We start from the raw sequence: 17700 nt of genomic DNA on the forward strand, positions 1-17700 counted from the left end.
TTACATTTTAACTTCTGTACAAATCTCGATTAAAAATCCATTTAAATCTCTTGCGTACGCTACAACTTGTCCCCATGGTTTTTCTACAGGTTCTGAAACCATAACTGCTCCAAAAGAAGTGACTTTCTGTAAAACTTCTGGTACATTCTCTACTATAAAACCAATTTCTATTGCAAAAGGTTTGTCTTCTAAACTGCTTTCGATAAAACCATCGGGCAAATTCTTTGAAGCTAGTTTTTTTGAAGCGAATGAAAGTGTTGTTTCTCCTGTAATTAATTCGCCATAATCACCATCTGGTGTGACAAATTTTCTCGAAAAACCAAATGCATTTTCGTAAAATGCAATAGATTCTTCGACATTTTCAACATATAAAATTGTATATCCAAACTTGATCATATTTTCTAGTATTTAATGTATATCAAATAAATATAAGAAAATTTAGCTGATTTCTAATAGAACATTATATTTTTCTAAGCTTGCTAGATCTTCGATAGAATTTATATTGGCTAATTTTTCATGTTCTTCAACTTCTTTTCGAACTTCAATATGTTTTATTGCTTTTCTAAAACGACGTACTTCTTGCAAATTAGACAGAATCAATCCTGGAACCTGAACGCTTTTTCCTTCTTTATCTTTGGCAACCATTGTAAAATAAGACGAATTACAATGTTTAATAACTCCTGTCTGAATATTTTCTGCTTCTACTCGAATCCCTACGACCATAGAACTTCTTCCGACATAATTTACAGAAGCCTTCATGGTAACCAATTCTCCAACTTCAATTGGCTTAAGAAAGTTTACAGTATCTACAGAAGCGGTTACACAATAATTCCCGCTAAATTTTGATGCCGATGCAAAAGCAATTTGATCTAATAACTGTAAAATATATCCCCCGTGAATTTTTCCGCTAAAATTAGTATGCGAAGGCAACATTAATTCTGATATACTAACTTTTGATGATGAAACGGGCTTAAAATCTGTACTCATGTTTTTGTTTTTGGTATTGTTGATTAGTTGTATTCTATATTCTATATTCTATATTCTATATTCTATATTCTATATTCTATATTCTTTTTCTCTTGCTTCTTTTCCCTCGCTTCTTTTCCCTCGCTTCTTTCCTCTTCTCTAATTCAATAATTCATTTTCATCTGAATTGATCGCTCTTGCAATAATATTTTCTGGAAGTGCTTTTTTTGCCTTTGCTCCCATTTTTTTCAATCTTTCCACGCTCGAAATTAAGTTTCCTTTTCCGTCAACCAATTTATTCATGGCGCTTTCGTATTCTGTTTTAGTATCTTTAATTTTATTTCCTATTCGAACCAAGTCAGAAACAAAACCTTCAAATTTATCATACAACGCTCCGGCTTGTCTTGCAATCTCCAAGGCATTTTCCTGCTGTTTTTGATTGGTCCACATGCTGTCAATTGTTCTTAACGTTGCCAAAAGTGTACTTGGCGTTACAATTACAATATTTCGGTCAAATGCTTTTGTGTACAAAGAAGGATCTTCGTTTAAAGCAATGGCAAAAGCAGGTTCCATCGGAATGAACAGCAGTACAAAATCTGGGCTTTCCATGTGGTACAAATCGTGATAGTTTTTACTGCCCAACTGTTCCACATGTCTTTTTATAGAGATTACGTGTTCTTTAAGAAATTCTATTTTTAAAAGTTCAGATTCTTCATTAACCCATTTTTCGTAAGCAGAAAGCGAGACTTTAGAATCGACAATCATTTTTTTACCGTCAGGAAGATTAATGACAACATCTGGCAAAACGCGATTTCCTTCACTATTTGTAAAACTTTGCTGTACCTCGTATTCTCTTCCTTTCTCTAATCCCGATTTTTCTAAAACACGTTCTAGAACCAATTCGCCCCAATTTCCCTGCATTTTACTATCGCCTTTTAATGCTTTGGTTAGGTTTAAAGTTTCCTTGCTCATTTGCGCATTCATTTCGCTCAAACCAATAATCTGCTGACGAAGCGCTGCATGATAGTCGATACTCTCTTTATGGGTCTGCTCTACTTTTTGTTCAAAAACCAGAATCTTATCCTGCAAAGGCGTCAGGATGTTTTTCATGTTCACGGTATTTTGTTCTGTAAACTTTGCCGATTTTTCTTCTAGAATTTTGTTGGCAAGGTTTTCAAATTCTTTGGTGAATTTTTCCTGAAGTTCGTTGATTTCACTTTTTTGCTCTTTATGGCGTTCCCATAAATTTTCAAAATCTACTTCTTTTTTAGAAAGCTGAATGGCCAAACTATCTTTTTCTGTTCGAATGTTTTCTTTCTCATTAATACTCAGCTGCAATTGTTTCTGCAAATTATTTTTTTCATTTTCAAACTGCTCTTTCTGCATTTGCAATTGACCGTTTATGGCATTTAATCTTTCCTCAGAAATAGCTTTTTCCGACTGAAATTTTGACGCAGAAAGCATCCTGCCTAAGTATATGCCTATAAAAAGCGCAATAACAAATCCTAACAAAAACGGTATATAATCGGTCATAACTAAGTCTATTTTACGTAAAAGTACGCAATAATACGTAGTGCTTAGTTTTTAAAATAGAAATTTCACTAATTCATTCCCAATCCAAACTAAACCAACATTTTATTTTAAAAATTTTTTTTTTACCTCAACGCAACCTTTTTTTGAAACCCCTATCTACTAAAATATAAACCTATTAAAATAATTATGAAAAAATTAATGCTTGGCTTATTTGTAGCCTTCGGATTCAGCGCCTGTTCTCTCAATGACGGAAATAACTATGTAGATTGCGGTACAAATACAGTTGTAAATTTTACTGGTTTTCCTTTCTCTTGTAATTATACTGAAAAAACATTGCAAAATAATCCGGCAGCAATTGTTGTGGGATCTCAAGAAAAAATGAATGAGTATTTCACAAAACATGCGAACAGCTGTCCCGTTGCAAGTGATCCTAATATTGATTTTACAAAAGAATATTTAGTTGGAATTTTTGCTGGCGCTAAACCTACAAGCGGTTATGAAATTGTAATTAGCTCTATTGTAGAAAACAATTGTGAAATCGTGGTAAACTATTACGAAAGAACTCCTGCTGTAGGTGAAAACGTAACTCAAACTCCTACATACCCAACTGATTTTGTTTTGATTCCGAAAACATCAAAAGGAATGATCTTCAATAAAACTACAGAAAATGCAGATAATATTATTATTGGAAGCTTCAATAACCAATGTTTAAGCTCAGACTGTCAAAAATTCTATCAAATTAATGATTACAACACTTTAAAATTCTTAAATGTTGGAGCAAAACAATATGATTTTGGACAGTATAGATATACTCCAACAATCAAAAGAGGCGAATATACTTTACTATTAAAAGATGTTCCTGCAGAGATTTTGGCTTTAAAAGGACAAACTAAAACATATGGTACTCCAGATGCTGGAGATCAAGGCGGAATTTATTTTGAACTGCGTCAAGGAGCAAACCTTACTAAGGTTTATATCGACAACAACGACACTGCAGACCAAAGTGCCGAAATAAAAATTTTCAAAAAAACGATTCAAGAAAAAATTACAAGCTTAAAATAATGCAATCATGAAGAAACTCTTTTTATCTTTTATTGTCTGTTTTCTTTTTACATCAATGATTTCTGTAAATGCTTCTAGAGAAGAAGCGGCAGGATCAATAATAAATACTTGGATTTGGGAAAAATCTATAGGAGGTTCTAACAATCCTTATGTGGCAACCCCAAAATCAATTGGGTTTAATAAAAAAATCATCTTTACTCAAGATGGAAGGGTTATTACTTATAAAGACAATGTGGAGATAAGAAACAGCACTTATCAGATAGAGAAAGGCAAAGGATATTTTGACCAGTCGGAACATGATCTAATTACGTTTGAAGGCAAAACTTACGTAATAGAAAACCTTGACAATCAAAACCTAACAATTGTAAGCAACAGTCAAGACGGCACTCGAACTATTTTTAAAAGATAGTTTTGTAAGCTATTTAAAACTATTTTTGCAAAATCAAATTTGAACCATTTCTTGAAAGACGAGTTAGAAAAATATATCAAACTGTGCATGAAAAATGACAGGGAGGGACAACTGAAAATTTATCAGTTGTTCTCTCCTGTTTTGTATGGTATCTGTTTGAAATATATGAAGAACGAAGATGACGCAAAAGATGTTTTTCAAGAGGCCTTTGTAATTGCGTTTCAGAAAATAAGCCAATATAAATTTGAAGGAAGTTTTGAAGGCTGGCTGAAACGGATTTTTATAAACAAGCTTATCGAGACTTTAAACAAAAAGAAAAAAGAGAGTTTCTTTTTGGATGTTTTTGATCCCGATACCGATTTTGTAGAAGAAGAGGAACTGGAAGCTATTCCGATAGAACAGGAAAAACTGCTGGAGTACATTCGGGATTTACCAGATCAATATCGGACGGTTTTTAACTTGTATGTATTTGAAAAAATGAAACACAGAGAAATCGCCGAACTCTTAAAAATTTCCGAAGGGACATCAAAATCAAATTTAAATCGCGCCAAACATATATTACAAAAGCGAATTTTGAGCATAAAAAATTTTAAAACAGCATGAAGAAGCAAAAAATAGAAGATATTTTTTCATCAATGGAAGACTTTTCGAGTGTTCCGCCTCCAGAGTTATGGAGTCAGATTGAAGAAAGACTAGACAAACCTAAAAAGAAGAAGAGAGTTGTTCTTTGGTGGTCGGCTGCTGCATGCTTATTATTAGGGTTGCTTCTGCCTTCAATATTACATTTTACTGCTTCGCCTGAAAATATAAAAATCAACAATGGCGGTTTAGAAAACAGCAATAATAGTGTTGTTTTGGATAAAAAAACAAATGATAATTCTAACAACAGAAATTTAGATCAAAATAAAAATCTTGGAAAAACAGCAGATTCTTTAAACCACAATACGACAAGAAAAAATCAATTTAATACAGAATCAGGAATTCCAGTTCAAGAAACTTCTGTAGCCGAAACAAATTCTAAAAACAACACCAATAAAAAAGATTCTAAACACATTGCACCAACTCCTGCCAATGTTCCGAATCAATCTGTTGCTTATCAAAACTCGGGTTTATCAGAAGAAAAAGCAATTGCAAAATCTTCTAAAAAATCTAGTACAGGGGTTCCAGCAAATGATCCGAACCAATCTGTCGCGTTTCAAAACTCTGGTTCAGCAGAAAATAAATCTATTTTGAAATCTTCTAAAAAATCTTTTTTGGAGAATAATGCAAAATCTTCTAATAAAGGAATTTCTGAAGAAAGAGTTGCATTTGGCAAACAAAACAAATTTAATTCGACAGCAAAAAAACAGCTTTCCAATTCTATTTTTGATGAACAGCTGAAAGTTAAGAACAATAAGAATCTTGCTTACAACAGTCAAAACTATTCTGTTAACAACAGTTCTTCAGCGAATAAGAATGCTTACAAATCGAATGCTTCAGTTGCAGGAAAAAATGAAAACATCCGTACAGATAAAGCTGTTATTATTAAAGACGATTTAAAGCTTAACAATAGTTTAAGCAAAATAGATTCTTTACAGCTAGCGGAACTTCAGAATTTAGAAAAAGGAATCTTAACTCCAGAAAAGCAAAAAGAAGAAAAAGAGAAAAAAGACAATCTTATCAATAAAAAAGAAAGATGGGCTGTTGCCGTTTTTGCTGGTGTTGCAAGTTCTGAAAACACCAAGAACGAAAAAACATTGGGTAACGTAAACGATTCTAAACAATCCAATTCTTATGGTGTAAAAACAAAATACAGCATTAACAAAAAATGGGCTGTTGGTTCTGGTTTAAAAATTAGCGAATTAGGACAAAGCGTTGCCAATGTATCTTACGTGAGCGCCAAAAACAATGCTTTTTTTGCTCCTGCAGCTACCTATGCCGACAGTAGTCCAGTTGCGTCATCAGATGCAACAAGGCAAGAATATTTTTTGGTTTCAAATAGCACAAAAGAAGCTATGAAAAATGAAAATGTCCAAACAGGTAAATTGGATCAAAACTTAAGATATGTAGAAATGCCTCTTGAGGTTTCTTACTCTATTTTTAATAAAAATAAAGCCAGCATTAATTTAAATACAGGTGGTTTTGTGGGTAAATTAATTTCTAATAATGTGAATTTGGACGGGCATTCTATAGGAGAAAACATGAATGCGAATGATTATGTTTATGGTTCTACTTTGAGCAGTACGGTTCAATATCGTGTGTATAAAAAAACCAATGTTTTCGTTGAGCCTGCTATGAATTATTATATCAATCCGTTAAACAGTCAGTCTTTCAACCAATTCCAATGGGGATTAAATTTTGGTTTGAATGTTTCTTTCTAAAAAAAATACAGTAAATTTCAAGAATACTTGAGAATTGAATTTTATGAATTTTACAACAGCTCCTGCTGATTTATCATTAAGCAAAGAAATTATTTATGATAAGGCTGAATTATTAATGACTTCTGTTGAAAAAGAAAGCGAAAGTGACGAATACAGTGCCTATCGTTTCCTGCTAAACCATAAAAATATTTGCTATAGAGAAGCCAAAATAACTCCAACCAAAACGGGACAGTTTGTTACTTTGTGGAAACGAAATCAAACCGGAACTATAGAACCTTTTGATTATTCTGATGCTATTGATTTTGTAATTGTCAATGTTCGAAAAGATCAGAATTGGGGACAATTTATTTTTCCGAAGAAAACGCTACTTGAAAAAGGCATTTTTTCTACCCAAAATAAAGAAGGCATTAGAGCTACAAGAGTTTACCCACCTTGGGATGAAACCAAGAGCAAACAAGCTCAGAAAACGCAGAAATGGCAATTGGATTATTTCTTTTCTTTTAGCGATATAGATCAAATTGATTTAAAAGAAATCAGAAAAATATTTGCATAAAAAAAGGCAGTCACTAAAATGACTGCCTTTTCTGTTCTATTAAAGTTCCTTATTTCTTAATTACTTTATCTTTAAAAATTACTTTATTGTTTTCTGAAACCGTGTAGAAATAAACTCCAGAAACTAGATTTCCAACTGCAACAACAGCTGTACTAACTTCAGACTCATTTTTAACGCTAATTGGATTTCCAATTGCACGGCCATTAAAATCGTATAATCTAATTTTCAAATCTCTTCCTTGCGTTGTTTTAATATCAAAATTTAAAACATCTGTTGCAGGATTTGGATATGCTTTTACGAAATATTTATTTTTTCCAAAATCAGGTGTCGAAAGCACGTCTTTTTTCAATTCGAAACGAGCAATTACTGGTCCGTGATCTGAAGTTGTTGTTGTATAATTTGCGATATCATTTCTTGGATCGTAAACTGCAATTGAGTTGGCGATATAATCTTCATTCAATTCGTTTGAAATTAAGATATGATCTAAAAATCCTTGCGAACTTAAGAAACTATATGCTCCAGCCTTACTAATACCTAATGTTAAAGCATTATAATTAGTAGTATCATCTACAAATTTCTTATAAGACGAAGCTGTATTTGCATTTCCAACCCACTGTTTAACATCATCATTAAAGTCTCCTAAAAGAATCAAATTTGCATCTGGATATTCTGCATCTAATGCATCTTTTAGATAGTCAATATCATACTTACGCTGATTGTATTTTGAAATATCAGTTCCGCTGTTTGCACGTGCGTGAAGATCAATCAAGTTAATTTCTTTTTTAACTCCGCCAACATTAGCTTCAACCTGAACCAAATAAGGAAGACGTCCTGATGAGAAAAAACTATCATCGTTTTTTTCTGGAGTATCTGTTCCTGGATAACCAGGTAAAACTACCGTGTTAAAACGAACTTGATCGTACAAATCTTTAAACAATACTTTTGTGCTTTTTACAGTAGTTGTTTGGGTATTGTAAATCACAACCAATTTTTGAGGTGGAAAATAAGGATCTAAAGCTTGGAATGAGTAAGACCAAGAAGTTGAAATTGTTTTATCGAATGTTTTTCCGTTAACACTAATTTTTTGAATTAAAACATCTAGTGCCGGTTCATCTGAAACTTCTTGAACGACATACACGTCTGCATTTAATTTGTTCATTACTTTGGCCACGTTTTCTATTTGCAACGCATCATTTGTTGGTTCAAATTCTTTACCCGTTTTATCTTTAACATCAGTTCCAAAAAACTCTAAATTATAAGACACCACATCATAAGTATCTTCCTTTAGTATAGAAGATCCTGTAAGTGAACCAATTTCTTTATTAAGAGAGGTTCCTGTAATAGTTAAAACACCAGAAATAGTTGGTTCTTTTGCTGTTGGAGCAAATCTCGCATAAACTGTTTTCCCTATTAAGGCATCTGCAGAAGAAACAATAATGCTTGATGAGAATGAGATGTTATCTCCTGATAATTCATAAGAAGCTGGAGCAGCAATAGTAATATCGCCATAACCTGCTGCATTAAAAACAAAAGATTGACTAGCGGAAATTGAATTCGGGCTTACATCTGCAAAATCTAAACGTGGGTTAGAATCTACATATTTCGATTCGTCGATAATAGCAAAGTCATCAAAAGACCATTCTGCAGCATTATCAAGTCCGCCAGAAGTGGTTTCGTAAACCCAAGCCAAATAAGTGTGATCTGTTTTATAAGCTGATAAATTTATATATTCAGATTTTACATAACTTCCTGTATCTTGTGGAAATCTTCCGTTTATCGGTGTCCATGTTGCAGTATTTGGGTCGCTAACTCCATCATAATTGGTTGAAACCATTAATTTTAAAGATGGTTCGATCATAAAATTGACGAGAATAAAAAGATAATAACGGAATTTGAGTAAAGCCATCTAAACGTAATCTTGGAGAAATTAACCAATCTTTACTTGCTCCACTGTCTGAATATCCATTCATTAAAACCGCTCCAGTTCCAGAATTAACATTTCGAGATTGCGTAGTGTGAGTCCATTGGTTTAAAGGTCATGCCTCATTGTATTGTGACCATTTACTGTTTACAAAAACATTTGGATCGTCAAAATTTTGCACATAAGGATTTACTCCAAAAGCAGTCAAATTAACTGTTTTAGTTGTACCGCCTGTTGTTTCATGAGTTATAGAACCCGTGAAACTGCCAACAGAAGTTGGAGTAAATTTTACATAAACCGTTGGCGTCGCATTAGAATCAAAATCAGTAGGAACAAATGATAAAGATGTTGTGAATGTCGTATTATCTTTTGAAATAGTAAAACTTCCTGATGCCGTAACTACTACATTCGCAGTAAGATCAGAAGCTCCTATTTGATAGCTTTTTGTTAAAGGATCAAAATTTGGTTCAGTACCACCTAAATTCAATACAGCAACAGATGGAGATATCGCAGGAGGCATTACACTTAAAGTTGTCACATCTATTTTATTAACCGATGCCTGAACATTTCCTACAACATCTTCTGAAATAGAAAAAACAGAATATGCCGTGTTTAAAGGCAATCCAGTAAAACTTTTTACATATTCTTGAGTAGAACTTGTTACATCAAAAATTCCTGATTGTAGTGCTGCAGTTCCATTTGAATCCTGACCCGCTTTTATCTGTGCAATTGTTGGTTCAGCGCTTCCACCTGGCAACAATACATAAGATGTTTTTCCAACTTCATCTATTTTATTAATAAAATCAAAACTATCTCCTAAAACATTAGCAGTTTTTGGATAGCCTAAAACATTCGTTGGTGCATAAACATCTTTTTCGATTTTTATATCATTAATTGCAAAAGATGGACGCCCCCCACTTCCCGAAACTTGTCTTGAAGCCCAACGTATTTGCACTACAGGCTGATTGTCACATTCTGAAGGTAACGTAATTTTTCTCAACTGAGGATTCTGTGGAAGATTTACATTGGTACCTGTTTGATTATTAGAATTATTTCTATATGCAGTTCCTAAAAGTGAAATAAAATTCCCCGTAGTTCCAACTCTATATTGCAAAATCACCTCATTAATTCTCGTGTTTGAGGCATCATAGGGATTCCTAATTGTCATAACATTATACACGACTTGTACATTTGTCGTTCCTACACTTGAGAATGCGAAACCAATTGTAAGATTGACATTGTTTGTATTTAAAAATCCTAATTTGCCAACATAATTATAAAAACCGCCTGAATTAGTATTTGCTCCTTTACCAATCAGTATAGTATTATAATCTGTAAATGTTGGAGAAGTTAAGTATTGAGTTACTCCAGGATCATTAGTTCCTAAAGTCCAGCCCTGAAATCCTGCAGGGAATTGTGCATCAGTGGCTAGCCATGTATCCAATTTTTGATTGACAGGCAATGTTTGGGGCGTTGGGTTGGTCTGAGCAAAAAGATTCCCAGAAATGCAACTAAAAAAACATAAAAGAGCCAAAAGGCGCGAAAAGTAAAGTTTTTTCATACGTTAAAGAATAGAGTTTTTAGAGTTCAAATTTATTGTCTTTAAAATTAAGCTAATGTTACAAAAATATAAATTTAATGTTTGGTCATTTATCAATATAATTCAATAAAACTTAACACAATCTTAAAGATAATAAAATAAAATCAATAAAAAACACCTAACACAAAACATTATTCAAAATAACAATCACATCAAAAAAACTCATAAACTCCCGTATTTCCTACAAATTCAGCCTATTTTAAACAAAAAAAGCAGTAAACTTTCGCTTACTGCTTTTTTCAATTGTCTTGTTATTTACTCTAAAAAATAATTAGACTGCTGTATAACCACCATCGGCTATAATATAACTTCCTGTTGTGAAAGAAGATTTTTCAGAACTTAAAAAAGTTACCAATTCGGCAATTTCTTCTGCTGTTCCTAAACGATTCATTGCAGATTTTGCCGCAACGGCCTGCATCATTTCTTTATTTAAATTGTCTTTTAAAAGTGCTGTTTCAATATAACCTGGCCCAACAGCATTACATCGAATATTTTTTTGCGCATATTCTACCGCTATATTCTTTGTCAATCCAACCACGGCATGTTTAGAAGCAGTGTAAGCTGGACTAAGCGGAGCCGCAACTTGCCCGTGAATCGAAGCGATGTTGACGATACTTCCTCCTCCGTTTTTTTCCATTTGTTCCAATTGGTAACGACAGGCATAAAAAACACCATTTAAGTTTAATCCTATTACCTTATCCCAAGCCTCAGGCTCATATTCTCCTGTTGGTTTGGCTGGCTCATCCCATACCTGCATTATTGCACGCGATATCCAGACGACCGTATTTAGAAACTGTCACCTCAACCATATGTTTATTATCAGCTGCACTCGACGAATCTCCTTTTACGAAAAAAGCTTCTCCACCCTTTTCTTTTATATTATTTACGGTTTCTTCACCGTGTTCTACATTTATATCCGATACTACTACTTTTGCTCCTTCTCGAGCGTAGGCTTCTGCAACTGCGCGTCCGATTCCTGATCCTCCGCCAGATACAAAAGCTACTTTATTTTCTAAAAGTGCCATTTTAAATATGTTTTTAAATTGATACCTCTAATTTACGAAGATCTCAGCCGATACCGAAGCTTTAAAATGAGTTTACAATAACATTAACGCGAACCGCTAATCTTATGTTATTTGACATTAATTTGACTCCTTTTTGCTTAAAATTTCGTATTGTCTTATTCCTCTTCATCCAGTTTCATATTTCCGCGATCTTTATGATTATCGGGATGTGAGTTTGGATATCTATTGGGTGTTATATCAGAATTTCGGTCTTTATTCTCAACCGTTTTTTTTGCCTCATCCTCTGTTTCCACTCCCCGATTTGCATTTGCATTATCAGGATTTACTTGATGAAGCGTTTTATTAATATCTTCATTTTCGTTTCGGGCTCTTTCCACAATTTTTTTATCCCCATCGGTATCGGTCACCAATTCTTTATTCAATTTGGCATCTTTTAGTTCTTTATCGTGCGAAACGTTTTTTCCTTTAGATTCATCAATATCCTTTTGCGTTCCGTTTATCTTTTTTGTTCCTAAATTATTCGTTTCCATAACAATATCATTTTTAGATTTAAATGATAATATTACGAATTCTAACTCCAAAAAAATTATGACTTATGATTGCATTTCTTTTATAATTGCCATCCGCTTTTTTATTTATTACCTTTATTGAAAGCAACTTAACAACCTTATCGCTATGAATTTCTTCAAAATCAAAACCAGTTGGTCTAATGCCGAATTTATCCCAATAAAATTATGCATGGCTTCGATTTATATTATAGTCGGAAGTTATTTTCATACTTTCTTCGAAAACTATTATTCCATTTTAATAGTCCTTTTTATTGTTACCGTAATTTGGTTTGTGTACCAATGGCTGAAAAAAATGAAATCTCAAAAGCCGTAATTGGTTTTAATTTTAAGAAAGGAACTATCTTTGCAAAAAATTAAAAATGCACCAACACTTCATTCTTTTTAAACCTTACGGCTACTTAAGCCAATTTATTTATGAATTAAAAAGAAAGAAAAAGCTTTTGGGCGAATTGCACGATTTCCCTGAAGGAACAATGGCAATTGGAAGATTGGATGAAGATTCTGAAGGTCTACTTTTATTGACAACTGATGGAATGGTAAGCGAACAAGTAAGAAGCAAAAAAGTAGACAAAGAATACTACGTTCAAGTTGACGGTGTCATCACTCCCGATGCAATCGAGCAATTGCAAAAAGGCGTCGAAATTGGTCTTGATGGAGGAAAATACAAAACAAAACCCTGTTCTGCTTTTATCGTTACTGAAATTCCAGATTTTGGACCGAGAGCCAAAAAAATTAGAGACGAACGACATGGCCCAACTTCTTGGGCTTGTATTACCATAAACGAAGGAAAGTTTCGTCAGGTTCGAAAAATGACTGCAGCAGTTGGTTTTCCAACGCTTCGTCTGGTTCGTGTTCGAATAGGAAACGTATATTTGCAAAACCTAAAAGCAGGAGAAGTTTTAGAAGTTTCCGATTTTCAATTAGATAATTAGATAATGTGACAATTAGATAATTCCAAAAAACTCATAACTCATAATTCATAACTCAAAAAGATGTTAAACGTTGTTCTTGTAGAACCAGAAATACCAAATAATACTGGAAATATCGGCCGCTTGTGTGTGGGTACAGAAAGTCGTCTTCATTTAATTCATCCTTTCGGATTTGTAATAAACGACAAGAATCTAAAACGTTCGGGATTGGATTATTGGGTTCATCTTGATGTTACCGAATATCAAAATGTAGAGGAATGGATTGCACAGATTCCAGATCAATCTCGTGTTTTTTTGATGAGTTCGCATTCTGATAAATCCTATTTAGAAAACGAATTTCAAGATGGTGACTGGCTCGTTTTCGGAAAAGAAAGCGTTGGTTTGAGCGCAGCATTTATGGCAAGATTCGAAAATCATTTAACGATTCCAATGTCACCGCTTATTCGCAGTTTTAATATCGCAAATTCTGTTGCTTTTGTGGTTGGTGAAGCGAAGAGGCAAATTGGGCTGAAGAAATAATCTCGATTTCCTGCAAGGTTTTCAAAACCTTGCAGGACAGCCGAAATCTTAACTCACAATAAACTTCCCTTTTTCAGCATCAAAAACAATATTTTCATCTTTGAACAAATTGCTGAAACTTCCGTTTGAAATTAAATTACACGGCTGATCTTGCACTATATTTTCTTGCGTCATGATAATCATTTCATCACTTAATTGAATGGCCAAATCGATATCATGTGTCGAAAACAGAATGCATTTTTGGGTTTCTTCTGTAAGTTTTTTTAATAATTTGAATAAAGAAACTTTATGAAGCAAGTCAAGATGTGTTGTGGGTTCATCTAGAATGATTAACGGTGTATCTTGTGCCAAAGCTCTTGCAATTAAGACTTTCTGTAATTGTCCGTCACTAATTTGGAAATGTTTTTTTGAAGCCAAATGCTCGATTTGCGTCAATTGCATTGCTTCCTGAACTTTTAGAATATCTTCGTCACACAATTTATCAACCCAATTGGTATAAGGCTGGCGACCCAAAGCAACTAATTCAAAAACAGAAAGATTACTTGGTGGTAGCTTTTCGGTTAAAACCAAACTAAGATTTTGTGCCAATTCTAAAGGCTGATAGTCTAAAATATTTCTTTCGTTCAAATAAACATTTCCCGATAAAGGCTTTTGAATTCCAGTAATCGTTCGGAGTAAAGTTGATTTTCCAATTCCGTTTGCCCCTATCAAAGTGATTAATTTACCTGCTTCAAGATTAAGATTAAGATTCTCAGCAATAGTCGTCACTCCTTTCTTGGACTTGTATCCAATGTTTAAATCCGATGTTTTTAAGATATTTTTCATTTTTGAGATTCTAAGTTACTAAGATGCTGAGGTTCTAGTTTTTTTTTCTAAAAACAAAATCCTTTTTAATCTTTTTAATCTGTGGCTAAATAGTATTAAAAATTTCTTTTTCGAACTAAAAGCCAAATAACAACAGGCGCACCAATTATAGACGTAACAGCATTTATTGGAAGTGTGACATCAAAGCCTGGCATTTGCGAAACAATATCACAAAATAGCATTATTATCGAACCAAAAAATAAAGTGCTCCAAAACAAAATAGTATGATTACTAGTCTGAAAAGTCAGCTTTGCAATATGTGGAACTGCTAAACCCACAAAAGCAATTGGTCCTGCAAATGCTGTAATCGCTCCAGACAAAATACTCGTTGCAAAAATGATAACTAATCTTGCCTGCTTAAAATTCAATCCCATGCTTTTCGCATAATTTTCTCCAAGAAGCAATGCGTTTAATGGTTTGATACTTTTGGCGCTTAAAAGCAATCCAATTCCAACACAGAAAGTTAAAATTGTGATGGTTGTCCAAGAGAGATTTCCAAGATTTCCCATTGACCAAAAAGTAAATTTCTGAAGCTGTTCTGCCGTACTAAAATAAGTTAGGACACTTACGATTGCTGTGGTAAAACTTCCGAACATTAAACCCACAATCAAGATTGCCATTGTATCACGCAATCGCTGAGAAACAACTAAAACTAAAAAAAGAACCAAAGTGCTTCCTAAAGTCGATGCTAAAACAATTCCGTAAGAAGACAATGCAATTACACTTAAAAAAGAAGGAAGAAACCCTGCTCCTAAAATGACAAAAGCCACACCAAGACTTGCACCAGAACTTAATCCTAAAACATAAGGTTCAGCAAGCGGATTTCGGAACAAAGTCTGCATTAAAAGTCCGCTTATTGAAAGTCCAGTTCCAACTAAAACTGCCGTAATCGCTTTTGGCAGACGATAATTAATGATAATATATTCCCAAGTTGATTTTGTAGCATGACCGCCCGTTAAACTGGCAAAAACATCTTTTAACGGAATTGTAACCGATCCTAAACTAATGCTAGCAAAAAACATTAATAAAAGACCTAAAGCCAGAAAGACAAATAAAATGGTATTTCGTTTTTTATTCGCCAATTTAATTCAGTTTTGATGCAAAAGTAAACTCGTAGCTCGCCAGTAAATCGGGATGAAAGATCTTAATGTAGTCTTTCAAAACCAAATCTGGGCGGCTTGGCGCCAATTCGTAATAAACCGTTCCGCCTGTCGCTCCCACTTTTCCTTCAAAATTATAAACACTTTTATTTTTAAAGGCATCAAATTCAGCATAATGCGGATTTGCTTTTTGCAATTCATCTAAACTTTTTAAAGATCCAGAAGCAATCCAAACATTAGCATCTTTGGCTTTGTCCAAAACTTTTTCAAAAGACAAACCTTCGCTTCCAGTTCCTTTCAAATCAGCCCATAAATAATTAGATTTTGCATCTTTCATAAACTCTGCCACCCAACTATTTCCTTTGGCAACATACCAAACATCTTCGTACATAGAACCGTATAGCACTTTTGAAGTTGCTGGTTTATCGCTAACTAATTTTTTTGCCTGATTGTAGCTTTCTACAATTTTATCAAACAATTCTTTTGCTTTTTCTTCCTTTCCGAATAAAGCGCCGTAAAGTTTAATCCATTCTGCTTTTCCCAGTGGAGATTGTTCCATCCAATCACCTTGAATCAAAACATTTAAGCCGCTTTTCTTAAGATTATCCAACATCGGATTATTGTTATCTACACCAAACGTCACAATTAAATCCGGGGATAATTCTATTAATTGTTCGATATTCAGTTTTTCATTTTGTCCAACGTTTTTTACAGAACCTTTATCAATTAATGCTCTTGTTTTTTCTGAAGAAATATAATCAGTATGCGGAAATCCGACCAATTTATTCTCAACTTCCAGCATTTCTAAAAAAGGAATATTTGTTGTTGAAGTCACAACGACCGATTCTAATGGAACTTTTATAGCAGGATATTTTTTTAAACTGTCTGGAATCTGTACATCTTTTTCAGCTAAAATGTAAGTAAATTTCGTCTTAGCATTTGGCCACGGATTACTCACATTTACAATCGAATAGCCTTCGTTTTTCACAATCGAAAGTCCAGAAGCAAATTCGATACTTTCTTTGGCAGTAGTAGATTTTACAACATCTTGCGCTTTATTTTTTTTACATCCGATTAGGATAAGTAGTACAAAAACGACAGGTAATTTATGGAAAAAATATTTCATATTTTATGTTTTGTGTAGCCACAAAGGTAAATTAATTTCTATTTTTTTTGTTTACCTTTATTCGTACAAATTTAAACAAATAGCCTTTTATTTGATGAATGCACCAAAAACAAAAATCTGCTCCAGTTGTGAAAACGCTTTTTCATGTGGAGACACTTCACCCGAAAATAAGTGCTGGTGTAATGATTATCCACCTATTTTCAATCTTTCTGATGGAGGCGATTGCCTTTGTCCTGCATGTTTTAAGGAAGCTTGCGAAGATAAAATTGATGCTTACATCGAAACTGTTACTCCAAAAAAGGCTCTTAATAATAAGGCTATGCTACTGCCCAAAAATGACAATTTAATTGAAGGAATTGACTATTATATTGAAAATGGGAATTACGTTTTTAAAGCTTGGTTTCACTTAAAAAGAGGAACTTGCTGCGGAAACAACTGCCGCCATTGCCCTTATTAAGAGTTATGAGTTATAAATTATGAGTTATGAGTGAATAGCTCATATTTAAATTATAAATTGCCAAACAAAACTCATAACTCATAACTCATAACTCATAATTAATAAAAATGATTTACTTGATAACTGGTGGCGAGCGTTCTGGAAAAAGTGGGTATGCTCAGAAACTAGCTTTAGAACTTTCAGACTCTCCTTTATATGTAGCGACTGCTCGAAAATGGGATGCAGATTTTCAAACTCGAATTGATCGTCATCAGCAGGAAAGAGACGAACACTGGACGAATATTGAAAAGGAGAAATATTTAAGCGAAATTGATTTTTCTGGAAAAACGGCCTTAATTGACTGTGTAACGCTTTGGCTGACTAATTTTTTTATCGATACTAAAAACGATGTGGAGCTAAGTTTGGAAGAAGCGAAAAAAGAATTTCTTGCCATTGCCAAACATGAAAATGCCAATATCATTATTGTAACAAACGAAATCGGAATGGGCGTTCATGCAGAAACTCACATAGGGAGGAAATTTGTTGAACTTCAAGGCTGGATGAATCAATTTCTTGCCGCTAATTCCGATCAAGTTGTACTGATGGTTTCGGGAATTCCGGTTAAAATAAAAGGATAAATCTCAAATTTAAAAATTCCAAATTCCAATAAATCGAAACGAAATTCCAAGTTTTAAATTCCAAATTCCAAAGCTTATGATAAGTTTTGC

General features: G+C 33.6%; 19 protein-coding genes and 1 pseudogene. 10 read left to right on the forward strand and 10 right to left on the reverse strand.

Annotated features, from left to right (window positions below):
- The 3 genes from ACPWTF_RS07780 to rmuC all read right to left on the reverse strand — a co-directional run bounded on the left by ACPWTF_RS07780 (position 1) and on the right by rmuC (position 2499).
- Entirely contained in the window at positions 1 to 396 is a 396-nt protein-coding gene (locus ACPWTF_RS07780) for a VOC family protein (protein ID WP_427875041.1), read from the reverse strand.
- A 42-nt stretch (positions 397 to 438) separates the two neighbouring features.
- Positions 439 to 987 carry an acyl-CoA thioesterase gene (locus ACPWTF_RS07785; protein WP_095929541.1) on the reverse strand — a complete coding sequence of 183 codons (549 nt, stop codon included), beginning with the start codon at positions 985 to 987 and terminating at the stop codon, positions 439 to 441.
- Positions 988 to 1125: 138 nt separating this feature from the next.
- Entirely contained in the window at positions 1126 to 2499 is a 1374-nt protein-coding gene (gene rmuC / locus ACPWTF_RS07790) for a DNA recombination protein RmuC (protein WP_427875042.1), read from the reverse strand.
- Positions 2500 to 2685: 186 nt separating this feature from the next.
- Here rmuC and ACPWTF_RS07795 point away from each other — a divergent pair, with 186 nt between their 5' ends.
- From ACPWTF_RS07795 to ACPWTF_RS07815, 5 genes are all read left to right on the forward strand, one after another.
- Positions 2686 to 3561, forward strand: a complete 876-nt coding sequence (locus ACPWTF_RS07795; RefSeq protein WP_427875043.1) for a protease complex subunit PrcB family protein — start codon at positions 2686 to 2688, stop codon at positions 3559 to 3561.
- A 7-nt stretch (positions 3562 to 3568) separates the two neighbouring features.
- A complete protein-coding gene (locus tag ACPWTF_RS07800) occupies positions 3569 to 3970 on the forward strand; it encodes a hypothetical protein (protein ID WP_427875044.1) in 402 nt (133 codons plus the stop codon).
- A gap of 87 nt (positions 3971 to 4057) precedes the next feature.
- Positions 4058 to 4573, forward strand: a complete 516-nt coding sequence (locus ACPWTF_RS07805; RefSeq protein WP_235831011.1) for an RNA polymerase sigma factor — start codon at positions 4058 to 4060, stop codon at positions 4571 to 4573.
- Entirely contained in the window at positions 4570 to 6330 is a 1761-nt protein-coding gene (locus ACPWTF_RS07810; protein ID WP_427875045.1) for a hypothetical protein, read from the forward strand. Before ACPWTF_RS07805 ends, ACPWTF_RS07810 begins: the two co-directional genes overlap by 4 nt.
- 43 nt (positions 6331 to 6373) lie before the next feature.
- Positions 6374 to 6883: a MepB family protein gene (locus ACPWTF_RS07815; protein ID WP_427875046.1), complete on the forward strand. Its 510-nt coding sequence runs from the start codon at positions 6374 to 6376 to the stop codon at positions 6881 to 6883.
- Positions 6884 to 6932: 49 nt separating this feature from the next.
- Here the strand turns inward: ACPWTF_RS07815 and ACPWTF_RS07820 are convergent, their stop codons facing one another.
- The 4 genes and pseudogenes from ACPWTF_RS07820 to ACPWTF_RS07835 all read right to left on the reverse strand — a co-directional run bounded on the left by ACPWTF_RS07820 (position 6933) and on the right by ACPWTF_RS07835 (position 11959).
- Positions 6933 to 8789, reverse strand: coding sequence for a T9SS type A sorting domain-containing protein (locus ACPWTF_RS07820; RefSeq protein WP_427875047.1), 1857 nt, complete (start codon positions 8787 to 8789; stop codon positions 6933 to 6935).
- A 130-nt stretch (positions 8790 to 8919) separates the two neighbouring features.
- On the reverse strand, positions 8920 to 10248 hold the full coding sequence (locus ACPWTF_RS07825) for a hypothetical protein (RefSeq protein WP_427875048.1): 1329 nt from the start codon (positions 10246 to 10248) through the stop codon (positions 8920 to 8922).
- A gap of 427 nt (positions 10249 to 10675) precedes the next feature.
- Positions 10676 to 11429 (reverse strand): annotated as a pseudogene (locus ACPWTF_RS07830) (SDR family NAD(P)-dependent oxidoreductase).
- A 155-nt stretch (positions 11430 to 11584) separates the two neighbouring features.
- The gene (locus tag ACPWTF_RS07835; RefSeq protein WP_427875049.1) at positions 11585 to 11959 is read right to left on the reverse strand and encodes a hypothetical protein; all 375 of its coding nucleotides are present in this window, start codon (positions 11957 to 11959) and stop codon (positions 11585 to 11587) included.
- 145 nt (positions 11960 to 12104) lie between these two features.
- Here ACPWTF_RS07835 and ACPWTF_RS07840 point away from each other — a divergent pair, with 145 nt between their 5' ends.
- Genes ACPWTF_RS07840 through ACPWTF_RS07850 form a run of 3 tightly spaced genes read left to right on the forward strand, consistent with a single transcriptional unit; the run spans position 12105 to position 13446 of the window.
- The gene (locus tag ACPWTF_RS07840; RefSeq protein ID WP_379800902.1) at positions 12105 to 12311 is read left to right on the forward strand and encodes a hypothetical protein; all 207 of its coding nucleotides are present in this window, start codon (positions 12105 to 12107) and stop codon (positions 12309 to 12311) included.
- A 46-nt stretch (positions 12312 to 12357) separates the two neighbouring features.
- Complete coding sequence (locus ACPWTF_RS07845; RefSeq protein ID WP_427875050.1) at positions 12358 to 12930, forward strand: pseudouridine synthase; 573 nt, start codon at positions 12358 to 12360, stop codon at positions 12928 to 12930.
- A 60-nt stretch (positions 12931 to 12990) separates the two neighbouring features.
- Positions 12991 to 13446 carry a tRNA (cytidine(34)-2'-O)-methyltransferase gene (locus ACPWTF_RS07850; protein ID WP_379800900.1) on the forward strand — a complete coding sequence of 152 codons (456 nt, stop codon included), beginning with the start codon at positions 12991 to 12993 and terminating at the stop codon, positions 13444 to 13446.
- 48 nt (positions 13447 to 13494) lie between these two features.
- On the opposite strand, the gene ACPWTF_RS07855 is transcribed toward ACPWTF_RS07850, so the two are convergent.
- The 3 genes from ACPWTF_RS07855 to ACPWTF_RS07865 form a co-directional block, all read right to left on the reverse strand.
- Positions 13495 to 14271, reverse strand: a complete 777-nt coding sequence (locus ACPWTF_RS07855; protein WP_427875051.1) for an ABC transporter ATP-binding protein — start codon at positions 14269 to 14271, stop codon at positions 13495 to 13497.
- Positions 14272 to 14366: 95 nt separating this feature from the next.
- A complete protein-coding gene (locus ACPWTF_RS07860) occupies positions 14367 to 15392 on the reverse strand; it encodes a FecCD family ABC transporter permease (protein ID WP_427875052.1) in 1026 nt (341 codons plus the stop codon).
- A 1-nt stretch (position 15393) separates the two neighbouring features.
- Positions 15394 to 16536 (reverse strand): ABC transporter substrate-binding protein, encoded by a 1143-nt coding sequence (locus ACPWTF_RS07865; protein WP_427875053.1) that lies wholly within the window; start codon positions 16534 to 16536, stop codon positions 15394 to 15396.
- Between the two features lie 94 nt (positions 16537 to 16630).
- On the opposite strand from ACPWTF_RS07865, the gene ACPWTF_RS07870 reads away from it, so the two are divergent.
- Both ACPWTF_RS07870 and cobU read left to right on the forward strand, forming a co-directional pair.
- Positions 16631 to 16993: a DUF5522 domain-containing protein gene (locus ACPWTF_RS07870; protein ID WP_250837230.1), complete on the forward strand. Its 363-nt coding sequence runs from the start codon at positions 16631 to 16633 to the stop codon at positions 16991 to 16993.
- 107 nt (positions 16994 to 17100) lie between these two features.
- Entirely contained in the window at positions 17101 to 17610 is a 510-nt protein-coding gene (gene cobU, locus ACPWTF_RS07875; RefSeq protein WP_427875054.1) for a bifunctional adenosylcobinamide kinase/adenosylcobinamide-phosphate guanylyltransferase, read from the forward strand.
- Positions 17611 to 17700 lie beyond the last annotated feature (90 nt).

The sequence above is a fragment of the Flavobacterium sp. MMS24-S5 genome (assembly GCF_050320125.1).
GTDB lineage: Bacteria > Bacteroidota > Bacteroidia > Flavobacteriales > Flavobacteriaceae > Flavobacterium > Flavobacterium tyrosinilyticum.

Coding starts and splice junctions, on each gene's coding strand:
- ACPWTF_RS07800 (WP_427875044.1), top strand. CDS start 3,569: ATGAAGAAACTCTTTTTATCTTTTATTGTCTGTTTTCTTTTTACATCA.
- ACPWTF_RS07870 (WP_250837230.1), top strand. CDS start 16,631: ATGAATGCACCAAAAACAAAAATCTGCTCCAGTTGTGAAAACGCTTTT.
- ACPWTF_RS07785 (WP_095929541.1), bottom strand. CDS start 987: ATGAGTACAGATTTTAAGCCCGTTTCATCATCAAAAGTTAGTATATCA.
- ACPWTF_RS07795 (WP_427875043.1), top strand. CDS start 2,686: ATGAAAAAATTAATGCTTGGCTTATTTGTAGCCTTCGGATTCAGCGCC.
- ACPWTF_RS07780 (WP_427875041.1), bottom strand. CDS start 396: ATGATCAAGTTTGGATATACAATTTTATATGTTGAAAATGTCGAAGAA.
- rmuC (WP_427875042.1), bottom strand. CDS start 2,499: ATGACCGATTATATACCGTTTTTGTTAGGATTTGTTATTGCGCTTTTT.
- ACPWTF_RS07845 (WP_427875050.1), top strand. CDS start 12,358: ATGCACCAACACTTCATTCTTTTTAAACCTTACGGCTACTTAAGCCAA.
- ACPWTF_RS07805 (WP_235831011.1), top strand. CDS start 4,058: ATGAAAAATGACAGGGAGGGACAACTGAAAATTTATCAGTTGTTCTCT.
- ACPWTF_RS07855 (WP_427875051.1), bottom strand. CDS start 14,271: ATGAAAAATATCTTAAAAACATCGGATTTAAACATTGGATACAAGTCC.
- ACPWTF_RS07840 (WP_379800902.1), top strand. CDS start 12,105: ATGAATTTCTTCAAAATCAAAACCAGTTGGTCTAATGCCGAATTTATC.
- ACPWTF_RS07810 (WP_427875045.1), top strand. CDS start 4,570: ATGAAGAAGCAAAAAATAGAAGATATTTTTTCATCAATGGAAGACTTT.
- ACPWTF_RS07835 (WP_427875049.1), bottom strand. CDS start 11,959: ATGGAAACGAATAATTTAGGAACAAAAAAGATAAACGGAACGCAAAAG.
- ACPWTF_RS07850 (WP_379800900.1), top strand. CDS start 12,991: ATGTTAAACGTTGTTCTTGTAGAACCAGAAATACCAAATAATACTGGA.
- ACPWTF_RS07815 (WP_427875046.1), top strand. CDS start 6,374: ATGAATTTTACAACAGCTCCTGCTGATTTATCATTAAGCAAAGAAATT.
- ACPWTF_RS07865 (WP_427875053.1), bottom strand. CDS start 16,536: ATGAAATATTTTTTCCATAAATTACCTGTCGTTTTTGTACTACTTATC.
- ACPWTF_RS07820 (WP_427875047.1), bottom strand. CDS start 8,789: ATGGCTTTACTCAAATTCCGTTATTATCTTTTTATTCTCGTCAATTTT.
- cobU (WP_427875054.1), top strand. CDS start 17,101: ATGATTTACTTGATAACTGGTGGCGAGCGTTCTGGAAAAAGTGGGTAT.